General features: G+C 64.5%; 14 protein-coding genes. 9 read left to right on the top strand and 5 right to left on the bottom strand.

Annotation, left to right across the window (positions count from 1 at the left end; all coding sequences use genetic code 11):
- Window positions 1–164 precede the first annotated feature (164 nt).
- The 3 genes from EB233_RS14345 to EB233_RS14335 all read left to right on the top strand — a co-directional run bounded on the left by EB233_RS14345 (window position 165) and on the right by EB233_RS14335 (window position 3,435).
- A complete protein-coding gene (locus tag EB233_RS14345) occupies window positions 165–620 on the top strand; it encodes a Ros/MucR family transcriptional regulator (protein ID WP_081294057.1) in 456 nt (151 codons plus the stop codon).
- A 186-nt stretch (window positions 621–806) separates the two neighbouring features.
- A complete protein-coding gene (locus tag EB233_RS14340; protein WP_064989325.1) occupies window positions 807–2,060 on the top strand; it encodes a sensor histidine kinase in 1,254 nt (417 codons plus the stop codon).
- A 208-nt stretch (window positions 2,061–2,268) separates the two neighbouring features.
- Window positions 2,269–3,435, top strand: a complete 1,167-nt coding sequence (locus EB233_RS14335) for a sugar ABC transporter substrate-binding protein (protein ID WP_064989326.1) — start codon at window positions 2,269–2,271, stop codon at window positions 3,433–3,435.
- Window positions 3,436–3,462: 27 nt separating this feature from the next.
- Here EB233_RS14335 and EB233_RS14330 read toward each other — a convergent pair whose 3' ends face one another.
- A complete protein-coding gene (locus EB233_RS14330; RefSeq protein WP_064989327.1) occupies window positions 3,463–4,965 on the bottom strand; it encodes a helicase HerA domain-containing protein in 1,503 nt (500 codons plus the stop codon).
- Between the two features lie 410 nt (window positions 4,966–5,375).
- Here EB233_RS14330 and EB233_RS14325 point away from each other — a divergent pair, with 410 nt between their 5' ends.
- Window positions 5,376–7,946, top strand: a complete 2,571-nt coding sequence (locus EB233_RS14325; RefSeq protein WP_171892233.1) for a caspase family protein — start codon at window positions 5,376–5,378, stop codon at window positions 7,944–7,946.
- A gap of 53 nt (window positions 7,947–7,999) precedes the next feature.
- On the opposite strand, the gene EB233_RS14320 is transcribed toward EB233_RS14325, so the two are convergent.
- Entirely contained in the window at window positions 8,000–8,650 is a 651-nt protein-coding gene (locus EB233_RS14320; protein WP_064989397.1) for a glutathione S-transferase family protein, read from the bottom strand.
- A gap of 174 nt (window positions 8,651–8,824) precedes the next feature.
- Here EB233_RS14320 and EB233_RS14315 point away from each other — a divergent pair, with 174 nt between their 5' ends.
- Together EB233_RS14315 and EB233_RS14310 are read left to right on the top strand one after the other, a co-directional pair.
- The gene (locus EB233_RS14315) at window positions 8,825–9,133 is read left to right on the top strand and encodes a hypothetical protein (RefSeq protein WP_064989329.1); all 309 of its coding nucleotides are present in this window, start codon (window positions 8,825–8,827) and stop codon (window positions 9,131–9,133) included.
- A gap of 278 nt (window positions 9,134–9,411) precedes the next feature.
- Window positions 9,412–9,735 carry an endonuclease domain-containing protein gene (locus EB233_RS14310; protein ID WP_064989330.1) on the top strand — a complete coding sequence of 108 codons (324 nt, stop codon included), beginning with the start codon at window positions 9,412–9,414 and terminating at the stop codon, window positions 9,733–9,735.
- Window positions 9,736–9,821: 86 nt separating this feature from the next.
- Here EB233_RS14310 and EB233_RS14305 read toward each other — a convergent pair whose 3' ends face one another.
- The 3 genes from EB233_RS14305 to EB233_RS14295 all read right to left on the bottom strand — a co-directional run bounded on the left by EB233_RS14305 (window position 9,822) and on the right by EB233_RS14295 (window position 12,800).
- Complete coding sequence (locus tag EB233_RS14305) at window positions 9,822–10,652, bottom strand: aldo/keto reductase (RefSeq protein ID WP_064989331.1); 831 nt, start codon at window positions 10,650–10,652, stop codon at window positions 9,822–9,824.
- Between the two features lie 108 nt (window positions 10,653–10,760).
- Window positions 10,761–11,414 carry a Vgb family protein gene (locus EB233_RS14300; RefSeq protein ID WP_064989332.1) on the bottom strand — a complete coding sequence of 218 codons (654 nt, stop codon included), beginning with the start codon at window positions 11,412–11,414 and terminating at the stop codon, window positions 10,761–10,763.
- A gap of 165 nt (window positions 11,415–11,579) precedes the next feature.
- Window positions 11,580–12,800, bottom strand: a complete 1,221-nt coding sequence (locus EB233_RS14295) for a helix-turn-helix domain-containing protein (RefSeq protein WP_064989333.1) — start codon at window positions 12,798–12,800, stop codon at window positions 11,580–11,582.
- Between the two features lie 116 nt (window positions 12,801–12,916).
- On the opposite strand from EB233_RS14295, the gene EB233_RS14290 reads away from it, so the two are divergent.
- The 3 genes from EB233_RS14290 (at window position 12,917) to EB233_RS14280 (ending at window position 14,469) form a co-directional block, all read left to right on the top strand.
- Window positions 12,917–13,102 (top strand): hypothetical protein, encoded by a 186-nt coding sequence (locus tag EB233_RS14290; protein WP_064989334.1) that lies wholly within the window; start codon window positions 12,917–12,919, stop codon window positions 13,100–13,102.
- On the top strand, window positions 13,099–13,848 hold the full coding sequence (locus EB233_RS14285) for a DUF899 domain-containing protein (RefSeq protein ID WP_064989335.1): 750 nt from the start codon (window positions 13,099–13,101) through the stop codon (window positions 13,846–13,848). The genes EB233_RS14290 and EB233_RS14285 overlap by 4 nt, the downstream gene beginning before the upstream one ends.
- Window positions 13,849–14,217: 369 nt before the next feature.
- Window positions 14,218–14,469 (top strand): hypothetical protein, encoded by a 252-nt coding sequence (locus tag EB233_RS14280; protein WP_064989336.1) that lies wholly within the window; start codon window positions 14,218–14,220, stop codon window positions 14,467–14,469.
- The last annotated feature ends 13 nt before the right edge of the window (window positions 14,470–14,482 follow it).

Below are 14,482 nucleotides of genomic sequence, written 5' to 3'. Positions count from 1 at the left end.
GAAAATAGCTTGTGGGAAATGCTTCCACAATAGGGAGCCAATTGCGCCAGTTGACACGTGAGAAATTTTCCCACAAAAATGCGGCAATAGCCACACTGTATTCGTCAAGGAGAAACCTTTTGAAGAAGCCTTATGTCAGACCGGCCATAGTCAGGGCCGGAGCGATGTTCGAAGAGACGCCGATTGAAGTCACCAGCCGTGCCGACACATACCCCGCGAACGGAAAGCATATCGATCCCATCATTTCCATAACCGCCGACATTGTCTCGTCCTATGTCTCGAACAACCCCGTCCCGGCCGCCGAACTCCCTGACTTCATAGGCAAGATACACGCCTCGATCCGGAATATTTCGGATGGCTTTGCCGATGGCGGACCCGACGAGATCAGATATGCCGTCCCCGTGAAAAAATCCGTCACGCCCGATTTCATCATCTGCCTGGAGGATGGCAAGCGCTTCAAATCGTTGAAGCGGCATATCGAGACGAATTATGGCCTGACGCCGGACCAGTATCGAAAGAAGTGGAAACTGCCTTCCAGCTACCCGATGGTCGCGCCGAACTATTCAGCGACCCGCTCGACACTCGCCAAATCTATGGGCCTGGGGCGAAAGGCGAAATAGTTTGCTTCGAGGTGGCAAGGCCATCTCGGCGGCTTGTCACGGCGCCAGGCTTTCCCTCTCCATCGTCTTGGCATGGGGTCGCCTGATGCCGTGGCCCACGGAAGCTCGACAAACGGCTGAACATCCCGACTTGTTGGCCCTCACTACAAGATGGCGCGACGCCCTGAAATCGGGCAGGAGTATCGCATGCCCCTGTCCAGTCGTAGCCTTGTTCGCTTCACCTCCGCCGCCTTGCTGATCGGGTTTCTTGCCCTGACAGCCATCGTCGCCATGAATTTTTGGCTGGGCGAGCGGGCGCAATCCTATTTTGACGACGCGCTGGCGGCACGCGACACACGAATTGCGGCGGTCGAGTTGAGAAACGCCATGCAGACCGCCGAGGCCAGCCAGCGGGGCTTCATCATTACCGGAAACGAAATCTATCTCGCGCCCTATCAATCGGCCAAGGCGCAGGCGGAGCGGCGCTTGCTCGCGCTCGAGACACTTCTGCCGGCGTCTTCCGACTCCGACGCGACCTTGCAGCGCCTGTCCACGATCATCGCCAGCAAATTCGACGAGATGGACCAGACGGTAGCGCTCAAACGCAGCCAACGCGACGAGGACGTGCTGGCCATCTTTCGCACCAACAAGGGCAAGGCACTGACCGACGAGGCCAATGTGTTCTTCTCCGGCATCATCGTAAGGGCTGACGACAGGCTGACATCGGGCGTTGCCGAACAACGGGCAAACACCGCATTGCTCCGGCTCGTTTCCGCAATCGGTGCGTTCGTCATCGTGGCGGTCGTCAGCGGCGCGGCCTTCGGCGTGGCGCGCTACACCAAGGAACTTCGCGTCACACGCGACGAAGTCAATACACTCAATCGAAACCTCGAACAACGCGTGGCTACCCGGACCATCGATCTTGCGCATGCACGCGACCGCGCCGAAGTGCTGTTGTCCGAGGTCAATCACCGTGTTGCCAACAGCCTTGCCCTTGTCTCGTCGCTGGTGAAGCTCCAGTCGAAGGCGCTCGATGATCCGGCCGCCAAGGATGCCCTTGCGGAAACACAAGACCGCATCTTCGCGATCTCGCTCGTGCACAAACGCCTCTATGGCTCGGGCGGCGTGCGTTCGGTTGCGCTTGACGAGTATTTGAGCGGGCTGCTGGACCATCTGCGCACCTCGCTGCGCGGCCAGGTTCATGGCGTCAACCTGACCTACGACATAGACCCGATAGAGCTCGAAACCGATACCAGCATCAATCTCGGCGTCGTCGTCACCGAGCTTGTCACCAATGCGTTCAAATACGCCTATCCCGACGCTGTTGGCGAAGTCCGGGTTCATCTCAGGAAGTTGGCGGACGAGCAGGCGGAACTGGTCGTGGAAGACGATGGCGTCGGCCGTGCCGAGGGCGCGCCCGCCAAGGGCACCGGCGTCGGCAGCGGATCGTCAATGCCATGAGCATCAGCCTGGGTGCCAAGATAGCGTATCAACAGCGCCATCCCGGAACGTCTGCCCGGCTGCTGTTCTCGACCAAACCCCGCAAGGGTGAGCGGGCGGCATAGGAGGCAGAGCCGCGACAAACTCTGCTGCTCGCCGGTTCAAGGGACCGCTTGCGGAATAAGCCGCTCCCTGCTTTACCTCTGGCGGAAACGGGGAGGATCTTTCAATGCCTTTCGATGGAAGGAGGGCCGGGAGAAGCTGGCCGGCGTCATTGCGCTTTTTTCTCTTCATGGCGATCCTGTCGATCGGTGGCCTTAACGTCGCAAGAGCGCAGGATGGTCCGCCAGGTATCACACAGCGTACCGTATTCCCCGCGTTCGACCCGGGTGCGCCGGCGTGCACGCCCCCAACTGGTCTCAACAAGGTGCTGGCCCACATTCAGGAGAACGATCGAGATTTCCTGCAGGGTGTCGATCACGGCCTGGCCATGGCTGCCAGCGATCGCGGGCTGAAATATCGCAGGCTGCTGATCCAGAACGATACGGCAAAGGCCATCGAGCAGATAAGATCCCTGCTCGCGGACAAGGCCGGTGCTCTGGTGGCGACCTCCTCCGATCCCGCGGCGATCAGCCACGACCTTCAGAAAATGATCTGGTCGGGAGCGTTCGTCGGCACCATTGTTCCGCCGCCGGCCACCTTGCTGCTCAACGCCCCACAATACGCGACCGGCAAGGTGCTGACGGACGCGGCCATCGCTCATATCAACGCCAAGCTGGGCGGCAAGGCGAATGTGGTGCTGCTGACGCAAGACTCCATGGAGTTTTTGGCGCCCAGGTTCGAAGTCATGCGGGACGGCTTCAATGCAATGCCTGGCGTGACGATCGTCGCCGATATCGCTCCCAAGCCGGTGACGAAAGAGGGCGGCTTTGAGACGATGAAGACGATTCTTCTGGCCAATCCGAAAATCGACGTGGTGCTTGGCAGCGATGCGGTGGTGACAGGCGCGCTCAAGGCCTTGCGCGCGGCTGGGAAGGACCGGCCTGACCAGTTTCTTGGCGGTATTGACGGCGAGCCCGAGGCTGTGGCCGAAATCACAAAGGGCGACAGTCCCTATAAGGCAAGCATCTCCCTCTCGTCCCCTGTCTTCGGCTATGCGATGGGGCAGTTCGCCGCCGATTGGCTCGAGGGCAAGAGCATACCGCAAGCCATGGATATCCTGCCCATCGCGCTGACCAGCAACAACATCGCCCAGTACGAGGCGGATCTCGCAAATCCGGCGCCTGTCTACGCCGATCCGGCGCGCAGGAACGGCTATCTCAAAATGTATGGCAACATTTGCTACGACACGCGCGATCGCTACGTGAATTTCCCGTGGTCGTCGGAGCGGAAATAAGGCCGCTGCTCCCTTCCACTATCCCCCTCACAGCGCCAGGCTCCCCTGCTCGACCTCCTCGGCATTGGGGTCGCCGGGCGCCGTGGCCCAGGCAAGTTCGACCAACGTCACCGTGCGCTTTCCCGTACCGTCGAGTTGGCAGACGATGAGGCCCTGCTCCTCGATATAGGTCAAGAGGCGGCGGGCGCGGCGCAGCGAGTGGGAGCCATAGGCGCGCGCGATCGCGGCGTCGCTCGGGCACGGCCAGCCCTCCTTCGCCGCCCGGGCGATCATCATGAACACGCCCTGCATGTCGTCGGGCAGCAGCGAGGCGCGGACGGAAACGTCCCGCCAGGCGTCATCCTGCGTCGTCTCGGAGCCGAGGCCGGCACGGGCGCGCGTCAGCATGCGGCGGAACCCCGGCAAGTCGGGCACCACCGAGGCCAGGCCCTCGATGCGGCAGCGCACCACGAATTCCTGGTAGAGCACGCCGATGACGCGAAAACCCGCATCGGGCTGCGCCAGGATGGCGCGCAGCACACGGTCGACCCGCTCGCGCCGCTCGGCCAGATCCTCGGCGCTGATTTCTGGTTCCGCCGGTTCGGGGCGGATTTCCAGCGCCGCCGACTTCGCCGCCATCAACTGGTCGAGCAGGTCCGGTGACGCCACCCGGCGCGGCGCGCGCACCGTCTCGGGCGGCGGCGCCGCCAGGATGATGGCGCGCGCGTCCTCCAGGGCCGCCTGCGGCATCGCCATCAGCCGCGGCGTGCCGTTGCGCGGGCTGGTGTCGGTCGGGCCGATGCGCAGGCCCAGCGGCCGGCGCGACAGCGCCGGGCCGAGCGCCATGAACTGCCCGCGCTCCAGGTCGCGAAACGCTTCCGCCTGCCGACGCTCCATGCCCAGCAGATCGGCGGCGCGCGCCATGTCGATGTCGAGGAAGGTGCGGCCCATGAGGAAATTGGAAGCTTCCGCCGCGACATTCTTGGCCAGCTTGGCCAGCCGCTGCGTGGCGATGATGCCGGCAAGCCCGCGCTTGCGGCCACGGCACATCAGGTTGGTCATGGCGCCGAGCGAAAGTTTTCGCGCTTCGTCGGATACCTCGCCGGCCACCGCCGGCGCGAACAGCTGCGCTTCGTCCACCACCACCAGCATTGGATACCAATGGTCGCGAGCAACCTCGAACAGCCCGCCGAGGAAGGCGGCGGCGCGCCGCATCTGGTTCTCGGCATCGAGCCCTTCGAGGTTGAGCACGGTCGAGACGCGGTGGATGCGTGCCCGTTCGCCGGCCGCCTGCAGGCCGCGCTCGGTATGTTCCTCGGCATCGATCACCAGATGGCCGTAACGCTCGCCGAGCGAGACGAAATCGCCTTCGGGATCGACGATCGTCTGCTGCACCCAGGGTGCGCTCTGTTCCAGCAGCCGGCGCAACAGATGCGACTTGCCGGAGCCCGAATTGCCCTGCACCAGAAGGCGGGTCGCCAGCAGTTCCTCGAGATCGAGGTTCGCTGGGGCGCCCGCCGTGGTCTGTCCCATCTCGATCGCTACGGTCATGTCTCGACTCAAAAAGGTCTCCTGCGCGGCATGGGGCTTACCAACCCGGGCGCCGCCCGTCGAGCGTCGATGGCCTGATGCGCCGTGTTGCGCACAGATGTCGCCGACAAGGAGACGCGCCGCCGGCTTTGGCCCTGCTGGAGTGGTCGCCTTAATCTGGCCTGTGGATAGTAACCACTTGTTCACCATGAGCCGGCGTTCCGATTGAAGGCGCCCTGGATCCGCTTAGCCTGACCCTTGCATCGCGCCCCAACGGGATGCACCCCAACGCCCCAAATGGCGGCCGGCGTCTTCAAGTTTCGTTTGTGTATGCGCCGGTCGTCAGTTTTCCGCCAGTAGGCAAGCCCCATTCGTCATTGAGCCGCCACTTTAAGCCGGTTAGCATGGGGTGGGCTTATCCGGGGTTGTGCATGGCGGGTTGGCATCGCTTTGCTTTTTGCGCTGCATTGCTGCTGGCGCTGCAGGCCGTCGTGCTTGCATGGCCGTCACGGGCCGATGACGCCAGGCCGTTGCGCGGCGTGGCGCTGGTCATCGGTGAATCGCAATACCGTTCCCTGCCGGCGCTTGCCAATCCAGCCAACGACGCGCGCGCCGTCGCCCAGCTTTTGACGAGCCTAGGCTTTGAGGTCAGCTCCATCCCCGATGGCGACGGCTCTCGCCTGGGGCGCGGCCTCAAGCATTTCGTCGAGGATGCGGCCGGCGCCGACGTTGCCCTGCTCTACTATTCCGGCCACGGCATCGAGGCCGCCGGCGAGAACTATCTGGTGCCGGTCGAGGCGGATGCCTCCTCGCTGTCCGATCCCGCCAACCGGCTGGTGCCGGTCTCCGCCTTGCTGGCGCAGCTCAAGGCCAGCGTTCCCGTGGCGATCGTGTTGCTCGATGCCTGCCGCTCCAACCCGTTTCCACAAGGCGCAACGCTGGCGGCACCGTCCGGCCCGACGCCCGTGGCCGCCGCGGGGCTCGATCTTGCCCGGGGGGCCGCGCCCTTGGCCGATGCATCCGGCGCGCCGCAAAGCCTGGGCGAGGTCATCGGGTTTGCCGCCGAGCCTGGACACGCCGCGCTCGACGGCGAGGCCGGCGGCAACAGCCCCTATGCCGCGGCCCTGTTGAAACATCTCGCCGCCGGCGGCTTCGCCTTCGGCGACGTCATGACCATGGTTGCCGAGGAGGTCTATGTGAAGACCGGCGGCCGGCAGCTGCCATGGACCAATGCCAGCCTGCGGCGCCTGCTCTATTTCGGCCAGGCGCCGGAAGAGACCGGCAGCGACGAGGCCTCGATCCGTTCGGCGCGGCGCAAGCTCCTGCTTACCATCGCCGCGACACCGGCCGAGCAGCGCTCGATGGTCGAGACGGTGGCGGCTCAGAACGAAGTGCCGCTCGACCAGCTCTACGGCATGCTCGGCGCCTTGGAGGTCGACACGTCGGCCGGACCGGGGGAATTGCAGGCGCAACTCGCGGCGGGCGCGCAGAAGCTGCGTGAAATCCTCGCCCGGCACGACAGCGAAACCCGGCAGGATCCGCAATTGATTCGGCTTTCCGGCCTTGCCGACCGCGCGCAATCCGAGGGCGCGATCAATCTGGCGCTGACCTTCCGCGCCAAGGCCAGCGCCCGTGCCGAGGCGATCAGCAAAGAGCTCGACGAGGCCGAGGCTGATATCAGGCAGAGGCGGCTGGAACTGGCCGGCACGTTCGCCGACCATGCCCGTACCGCGACCCTCAACTTCGACTACCGCACCGCCGCCGCACGTTACGAGGACGCCTTCAGGCAAACCGAGCGCTGGGATCCGAAGGCCGCCTTCCTCTACAAGGTCTTCGAGGCCGATGCCTTGACCGACCAGGGCATGGTCAAGGGCGAGAACGCGGCACTTCAGCAAGCCGTCGATGTCTATGAAGCGGCAAAGCTTCTGCCCGGCGTCACCGTTTTCAACGGCCCCGCCGGTGTTGCCATCAATGAAGGCATCACACTGACCGCGCTGGCCGAGCGCGAGAACGGCACGGCGCGCGTCGAGCAGGCAATCGGCGTTTATGAAGGTGCGCTCGAGGTTTTTACCCGCAAGCGCAATCCGCAGGAATGGGCAACCGTGCAGATCAATCTCGGCAACGCCTACGATCTGATGGCCCAGCGCGCTGGCGGTATGGCCTACTATAGAAAGGCGATAGAGGCGTATCGGCAGGCCTTGAGGGTCTACAGTAAGCAATTAAGCCCGGACTCCTGGGCGGGGCTGCAAAACAACATCGGCAATGAACTCTCCGAGATGGCCGATGCGGGCGACGCGAAGAAGAACCTGACCGAGGCGATCGAGGCTTTTCATGGCGCGCTGACCGTCTGGACACGCGAGAAAGTGCCGGTGCAATGGGCGATGGCAGAAGCCAATCTCGCCGTTTCGATGCGTCAGCTTGGCGATCTGCAGGACGGCACCGAGATGCTTGAAGCGTCGGTTGCCGCTTTCCATGACGTACTCGAGGTTCGCACGCGCGGCACGCAGCCGGTTGATTGGGCATCGACCGAAAACAATCTTGGCGCGGCCCTGTTGGCGCTTGGCCAGCGCGGCAAGGGTTCGGATTACTTCAAGCAGTCGATTGACGCTTTCGACATGGCGCATGAGGTGGTCACCCGGGCAAGCGATCCCTTCACCTGGGCAACCATCACCTACAATATCGGTCGCGCCTACCGCTTCATGGGGGACGCCGAAGACAGCGTGCCACTCTACCGCAAGGCGCTGGAGCAGATGGACCTGGCGCTCACCGAACTGAAGCGCGACAAGTCACCGGTCATCTGGGGCAAGACCCATTCGGTACGTGGCGAAATCCTGCTCGCCATCGGCACCAGGACGCATGACAAGGCCAGCCTGCTGGCCGCCCGCGACGCCTTCATCGCCGCCCGCGATATCTTTCGCGAGCAGCACTACAGCTCAGGCTTCGAGGGTTTCTACGTCAAAGAAATCGGCCTGGTCGAACAGCAGCTCGCGCAGGCCAAGTAGGCCGGCCAAGCAAACGCAGGCCGATCAGGTGGTCATTGGCACAGCGCGCTTTCTCAAAGCGCCTCAGCGGGTCTGACCGGCGGCAGTTCGGGCGCGTCCAACCGAGCGAACGGGTCGCGCCAGGCGTCGATGGCTTCGAGCCGGGCATACCAGCTGGCGAGCGCGGGATAGTCGCCGAGCGGCAGGCCGGCGACGTCGTTGAAAGGCAGGAAGGTCGCCATGCGGAAATCGGCGTAGGAAACGTCGCCTCCCACGAGCCATTTTCGGCCGGCAAGCACCCCCTCCAGGATCGCCGCAGTCGTGTGAAACAGTTTCAGCCCCTCTTCGACCAGTTGGTGATCGATCGGGCCGATATGATAACGCTGCTTGGTGCCGCGCTCGAAATGCACCATGTCGCACGCCCGGGCGAAATGGTCCTTGCCCCAGCTTATCCAGCGGATCATTTCGGGCTGGTCATCGCCGGCGCGCCAGAAATCCGAGCCCATGTCGCGCGACAGCCGGCAGGCGATGGCGTCGGTCTCCCACAGGCTGCCGCCCGGCCACGTCAGTATCGGTATATAGAGGTTGGGATTGAGCGGCCGGAACCGCTCCGCTTGCCCCGGCGCAAAGGGTGACGCGAATTCGAAGGCCACCCCCGCCTCGAGATGGCGCGCCACCGCGACCGCCAGGCGCGGATTGGGATTGCGGCTGAAATAGAGTTTCATGTCACCAGTAGCCGGCACCGGCTTGCCCTTGTCACGCATGAATGTCTCTCCTTGTCCCGGCGAACATCGCCACACCAAGGACGCAGCCGGCAGCTGCAATCCGACAAAGTGTGGGTTGACCACCATCGATGGCGAGGCGACACTTCACCTCGCATCAAGACTGGAGGAAATGCGATGGACGAGCCCGAACGGTGGCGCCACATGTCGACGGCGCCCAAGGACGGCAGCCGCATCCTGGTCACGGTCCGTCCCTCCGAGCAGGGGCCGGCGGAAGTCGACCTCGCCTACTGGGCGCGCGGCGACCAGTTCGCTGGCGAAGGCTGGCGGGCGTCGGATTCCTCGCCCGGCCGCGTCGTCGAATATGCCGAACCGGAGCTGAAATGCTGGATGCCCCTGCCCTCGGCCAATCTCAGCCGCGGCGCCTCGCTGCCGGCGCCCTGGGAAGGCGAGGACGCGCAGCAATTGGATGGTTCCGGGATTTAGCGAAAAGGCAGACGCTGCCGGCATGGCGTATGAAGCCTAGCCCGCAAAAACATGATACCTCCCTGATCAACTTGCATCAGGAAGGATGCCACCAGCAAACCACCTTTGCCGACATCGCTCGCCGGCGAAGCGGCCAATCTCCCCCCTCGTGGGGGAGATGTCCGGCAGGACAGAGGGGGGCGCCGTAGAGTAGAAGCGTCGATATCCCTACCTCGGATTAGCCTCGGATAATGCCCCACACGCCCCTGCCGCCAAGACAACGCGCCAACGCCAGATCGATGCGCAAGGTGATGACGGGCGCCGAGTTAAAGCTCTGGAACGAGCTTCGCGCCCATCGGCTGATGGGCTTGGGCTTTCGCCGGCAATTTCCAATCGCAGGCTACATTGTCGACTTCGCTTGCCCGGAGAAAAAGCTCATCGTCGAAGTCGATGGCTCACAGCATGGCGACGAAAATCTGGCGATAGCCGACCAGACCAGGACGAAGCGCCTGGAACAGGATGGCTGGATCGTGCTGCGCCTCTGGAATGATGATGTCATTCGCGACATTGGCAATGCTTGCCAGCATATCGTCATTGTGGCGGGTTTGGGCGGGACGGACTGAGAGGTTGGAGGGACAGCGCCCCCCTCTGCCCTGCCGGGCATCTCCCCCACGAGGGGGGAGATTGGCTGCTTCGTCGCCGGCTCCTTTTAAAACAAAAACGCCGCCGTCGCCGGATCTGATCCGTTCCGGCCGTCGGCCGAATCCATCCCCGCGATCGTCTCCAGATCTTGTGCGTCCAGTTCGAAGTCGAAGACATCGAAATTGGCCGCGATGCGGTCCTGGTGGATCGACTTCGGAATAACGATCAAGCCCTGCTGAAGGTGCCAGCGGATAATCGTCTGTGCCACCGACTTGCCGTGCTTGCGGGCAATGGCTGCGATGGCGGGGTCGGCGAGCAACCTGCCGCTGCCCAGTGGGCTCCAGCTTTCGGCGTGGATGCCGTACCGCGCATGGAAATGCCTGAGCTCGCGTTGCTGGAAGCGCGGATGCAGCTCGATCTGGTTGACCACCGGGACCACGCTGGTTTCGCCGATGATGCGCTCCAGATGGTCCTGATTGAAATTCGAGACGCCGATGGACTTGATGCGTCCGGCCTGCTTCAGCTCGACAAGGGTCTTCCAGGCCTCGACATATTTATCCTGGCTGGGCACCGGCCAGTGGATCAGGAACAGGTCGATCTGTTCGATGCCGAGCTTTTGCATCGTGTCGTCGAAGGCGCGCAGGGCGGCATCGCGCTGGTGCGCGCCGTTGCGCAGCTTCGAGGTGATGAACAGCTCGCTTCTCGGCACATCGGCGGCGCGGATCGCCTCGCCGACCCCCTCCTCATTCTGGTAACCCTCGGCGGTATCGATCAGCCGGTAGCCGGCCTTGATCGCCCAGCCGACAACTTGTGCCGTGATGTCGTGGTCGACCTGCCACACGCCAAGGCCAAGCTGGGGAATGGTGGCGCCATCGTTCAACGTGATCTGTTCGGGCATGGTCGGGTCCTTTGCGTGGGAATGTCCGGGCGGGCGCCCGACACAGCCTATCTAGGCACGCACCCGGACGACGGCCAGCCACAAAAGGATATTTGTCTGTCGATGTGATCAGAGGTTGGCGGGACAGAGCCCCCTTGGGCGGCGCACTGCCCGCACCACGCTGGAGGATGTGCTGCCGCAATAGAGGCGGTCGCCGCCATCGGATTCCAGTCCCGATATGCTCATGCCGGCCGGCATGTCGAGCCGCTCCAGGACCTTGCCGGTTTGCGGGTCGACGTGGCGCAGGTCGCTCTCGTCGCCCTCCCAGGTGGCGTGCCACAGCTCGCCATCCACCCAGGTCACCCCGGTGACGTAGCGGCTGGATTCGACGGTGCGCAGGATCTTCCCGGTCTCGGGATCGATCTGGTGGATCTTGCGCTCGCGGTACTGCCCCACCCAGAGCGTGCCCTCTGCCCAGGTCAGCCCCGAATCGCGGCCGCCGCCCGGCGCCGGGATCGTCGACAGCACCGCGCCGGTATCGGGATCGATCTTCTGGATGCGATCGTCGGCGAGCTGGAAGAAATGCCGGCCGTCAAAGGCGGTGCCGGCATGCGCGGCGACATCGATCGAACGCAGCGACTGCCCGCTTTGCGGGTCGAAGGCATTCAGCCTGTCGCCCGAGGCGAACCAGACATTCTCGCCGTCGAAGCTCACCCCATGGATGCGCTCAACGCCAGCGAAGGGTCCGTATTCGCGCAGGATTTCGGCGGTCGAATGTTTCATCTTTTGATCCTCGATGCTGGTCCCAAGGTGTGTTGAGATTCAGGTCAGGCCGCGCCGAAAATGGCGGCTTCCGAGAACCGGAGCGGAACGTACTTAAGTACGTGAGCACCGGAAGCGCAGGAAGCCGCCAGTTGCAGGCCAGCCTCACCTGAATATCGGCACACCTTAACTGTTCGGCAGCGGCGCCGGGAGTAACAAGGTGGTCGTGAATCCGGCCACCGGCGGCGTCATCCAGCGGCGCGCGCGGCCGTGGCCGAAAGATTGCACCTTGCCGGCTTCGGCGAGCGGCTCGAGCGCCCGCTGCACGCTGCGCTGGCCCGTTCCGAGCGCCAGCGCCAGGGCCGAACTCGACCAGGCTTCGCCGTCGGCAAGCAAGGCAAGCACCGCCGCGTGCCGTTCCTCGATCGGCCGCGCCAGCACCATCACCGCGCGTGCCTGTCGCGGCGCCAGCGCAAAACCGCGCTTGGTGGCGTTGATGTCGGCCAGCGCGGCAAGCTCGGCGCGCAACCGCCCGATCTCGACGCGCAGCCGGGCGCGGTGCGATTCATCGGCATGCTTGCCGCCGAAGGCCCGCGCCACGAGCTCCTCGCGCGACACATCGCCGGGCCACGCTTCAGCCAGCGCGCGGGCCAACGCGAACAGCACCGGGCGGCTCGCCAGCGAGACGGTTCCGTCCCCGGCGCGCACGGCATAGCGAAAAGCGTCGACGACCAGCGCCGGCGAGGCCTGCAGCGCCTCGACCTCTTCGAGCAGCAGCGGCCGCTCGGTGCCTTGGCCGATCAGCCGCGCCGCCGGGGTTTCCAGCGCCAGCGATGCGCTGTCGACCTCCGCCATCAGGCCTGGAATGCCGGCCTGCCGTGCAGCGTTGCGCGCCCATTCCAGCGCCGCGCGCGCCGGCCGGGTTCTGAGCCGCCGCATGGCGATGCCGGCGACCGCAAGCTCGTGTGCTGCCCGCGCGGCCGGCGGCAGCGGCGTCGGGTCCAGCCCGGCCAGCACGTGCTCGGCTTCGTCGAGCCGGCCGATCAGCAACAGGCGCCGCACCTTGAGATGGCCGGCATGCGCCGCGTTCAGCCGGTCATCATGCTTTTCCAGCGTGGTGCGCGCCGCGTCGAGCGCCTTGGCCGGCCAGCCGAGATCACGCGAGACCAGCGCGATCTCGGCCTCGGCAACGACGCATCTGGCGCGCGCCACGGCTTCCCTAGGGCTGAAGGCTCGCGCCGCCCGCCGCAACAAGAGCTTGGCGCGGTCGAGGTCGCCGAGCTGCGCCATGGCGATGCCGCGCAGCGCCAGCGCTGGCGCATCCTCGCGCAGCGCGACGCGGTCGAGCGCGCCTAAAGGATCGCCCGCCGCCAACGCCAGCGCTGCCGCCGTGATCAGCGAGTCCATTCAAATCCCGTCACACTTGTAACTCCCACCCCCGCAAAGCACCGCCCTAACTTAAGTCATCGAAGCCAAGCAGCAAGCCGCATCGACGGCGGGCGGCGCAACAACGGAGAAACTGAATGTCCACCGACGCAACCAGCGACAGCACCGGGCGTGCCCAGCGCCATCCCTGCTGTGCCGCCCCCGAGGACGCGGAAGCCATGGCATTTGCACCGCCCATCCCGCGCGGCTCCATCATGGCGCGGAACGCCCAGGCAACGACGGACCGCAACGACACCACCACTGGCAAAGGAGAAGACCAATGACCAAGCACATGACGATGCAGACCCCCCCTATCGTTTCACGGCAGGAATGGGAGGCCGCCCAGGCAAAGATGCTGGTGAAGGAGAAGGCGACGCTGCGCGCCAAGGACGCGCTTGCGGCCGAACGCCGTCGCATGCCGTGGATGGAAGTCGACAAGGCCTATGTGTTCGAAGGTCCAAACGGCAAGGCCAGCCTGCTCGATCTGTTCGAAGGCCGCCGCCAGCTGATCGTCTACCGCGCCTTCTTCGAGCCCGGCGTCTATGGCTGGCCCGATCACGCCTGCCGCGGCTGCTCGCTCGGCGCCGACCAGGTCGGTCACCTCGCCCATCTCAACGCCCGCAACACCACGCTTGCCTACGCCTCGCGCGCACCGCAGGACGACATTGTCAGGCTGAAGGCGCGGATGGGCTGGGAGATGCCGTGGTACACGATCACCGACAGCTTCGACAAGGATTTCGGTGTCGACGAATGGCATGGCCACAACGTCTTCATCCATGACGGCGACCGCGTCTTCCGCACCTACCTCATCAACAGCCGCGGCGACGAGGCGATGGGCACGGTGTGGAGCTATCTCGACGCCACCCCGCTTGGCCGCCAGGAGATCTGGGAGGATTCGCCCGAAGGCTATCCGCAGACCCCGCTCTACAGCTGGTGGAACTGGCACGACAATTACGAAGCCGGCGCCGACAAGAAATGGGCCGAAGTGTCCGCCGCCGGCGAAGCCGCCTTCAGGGATAAGGGAGAGTAGCGCGGTGTAACGACAAAGGCCTTTTGGCGATAGCGTGCATGGCAGCTTGGCGCATGCATTGTCCTGTGCCGCGCTGATCGACCCCCACTCCGTCTCGGCTTCGCCGAGCCACCTCTCCCCCGATCGACGGGGTAGAGGAAGGGCGCCAAGCCTTGCCGTTGACGCTCGTCCAGCAACGCTCCCTTCCTTTCCCTCCGGAGGGGGGAAAGGTGGCGCTGCGAAGCAGCGACGGATTGGGGGAACCACGTAGCAATCAAGCCTCGGGTCGATCATTCCCGCCAATCACAGAAGATGTGTGCATGGCGAGCCACTTTCGTGGGGGCGAGGAACCAAATCCTGGCGGGTCACGACCATCAAGGGAGAAAGATCATGAGCGATATCCATTCCGGCACCGGCAGCGCGGCTCCTGACATCAAGTTCGGCATCGCCGACTGGCTCTGCCTCGCCGCCGCCCCGACCTTCGCGGTGATGGCGCTGCTCTCCTGTCTTCAGGGCGGTGAAGCATCCATGATGTGCATGGGCGCCTCTCCCCTAACCGGCATGTCCGCGATGTACCTGCTGATGAGCGCCTTCCATCTTGCACCCTGGCTGCGGGTGATCTCCGGCCGGCAGGCCCGATAGAGCCGGCGCCCCG

Source organism: Mesorhizobium erdmanii, from assembly GCF_013170725.1.
Lineage (GTDB): Bacteria > Pseudomonadota > Alphaproteobacteria > Rhizobiales > Rhizobiaceae > Mesorhizobium > Mesorhizobium erdmanii.
The sequence above is the reverse complement of the archived record's forward strand: the minus strand, read 5'-3'. Positions and strand labels throughout refer to the sequence as shown.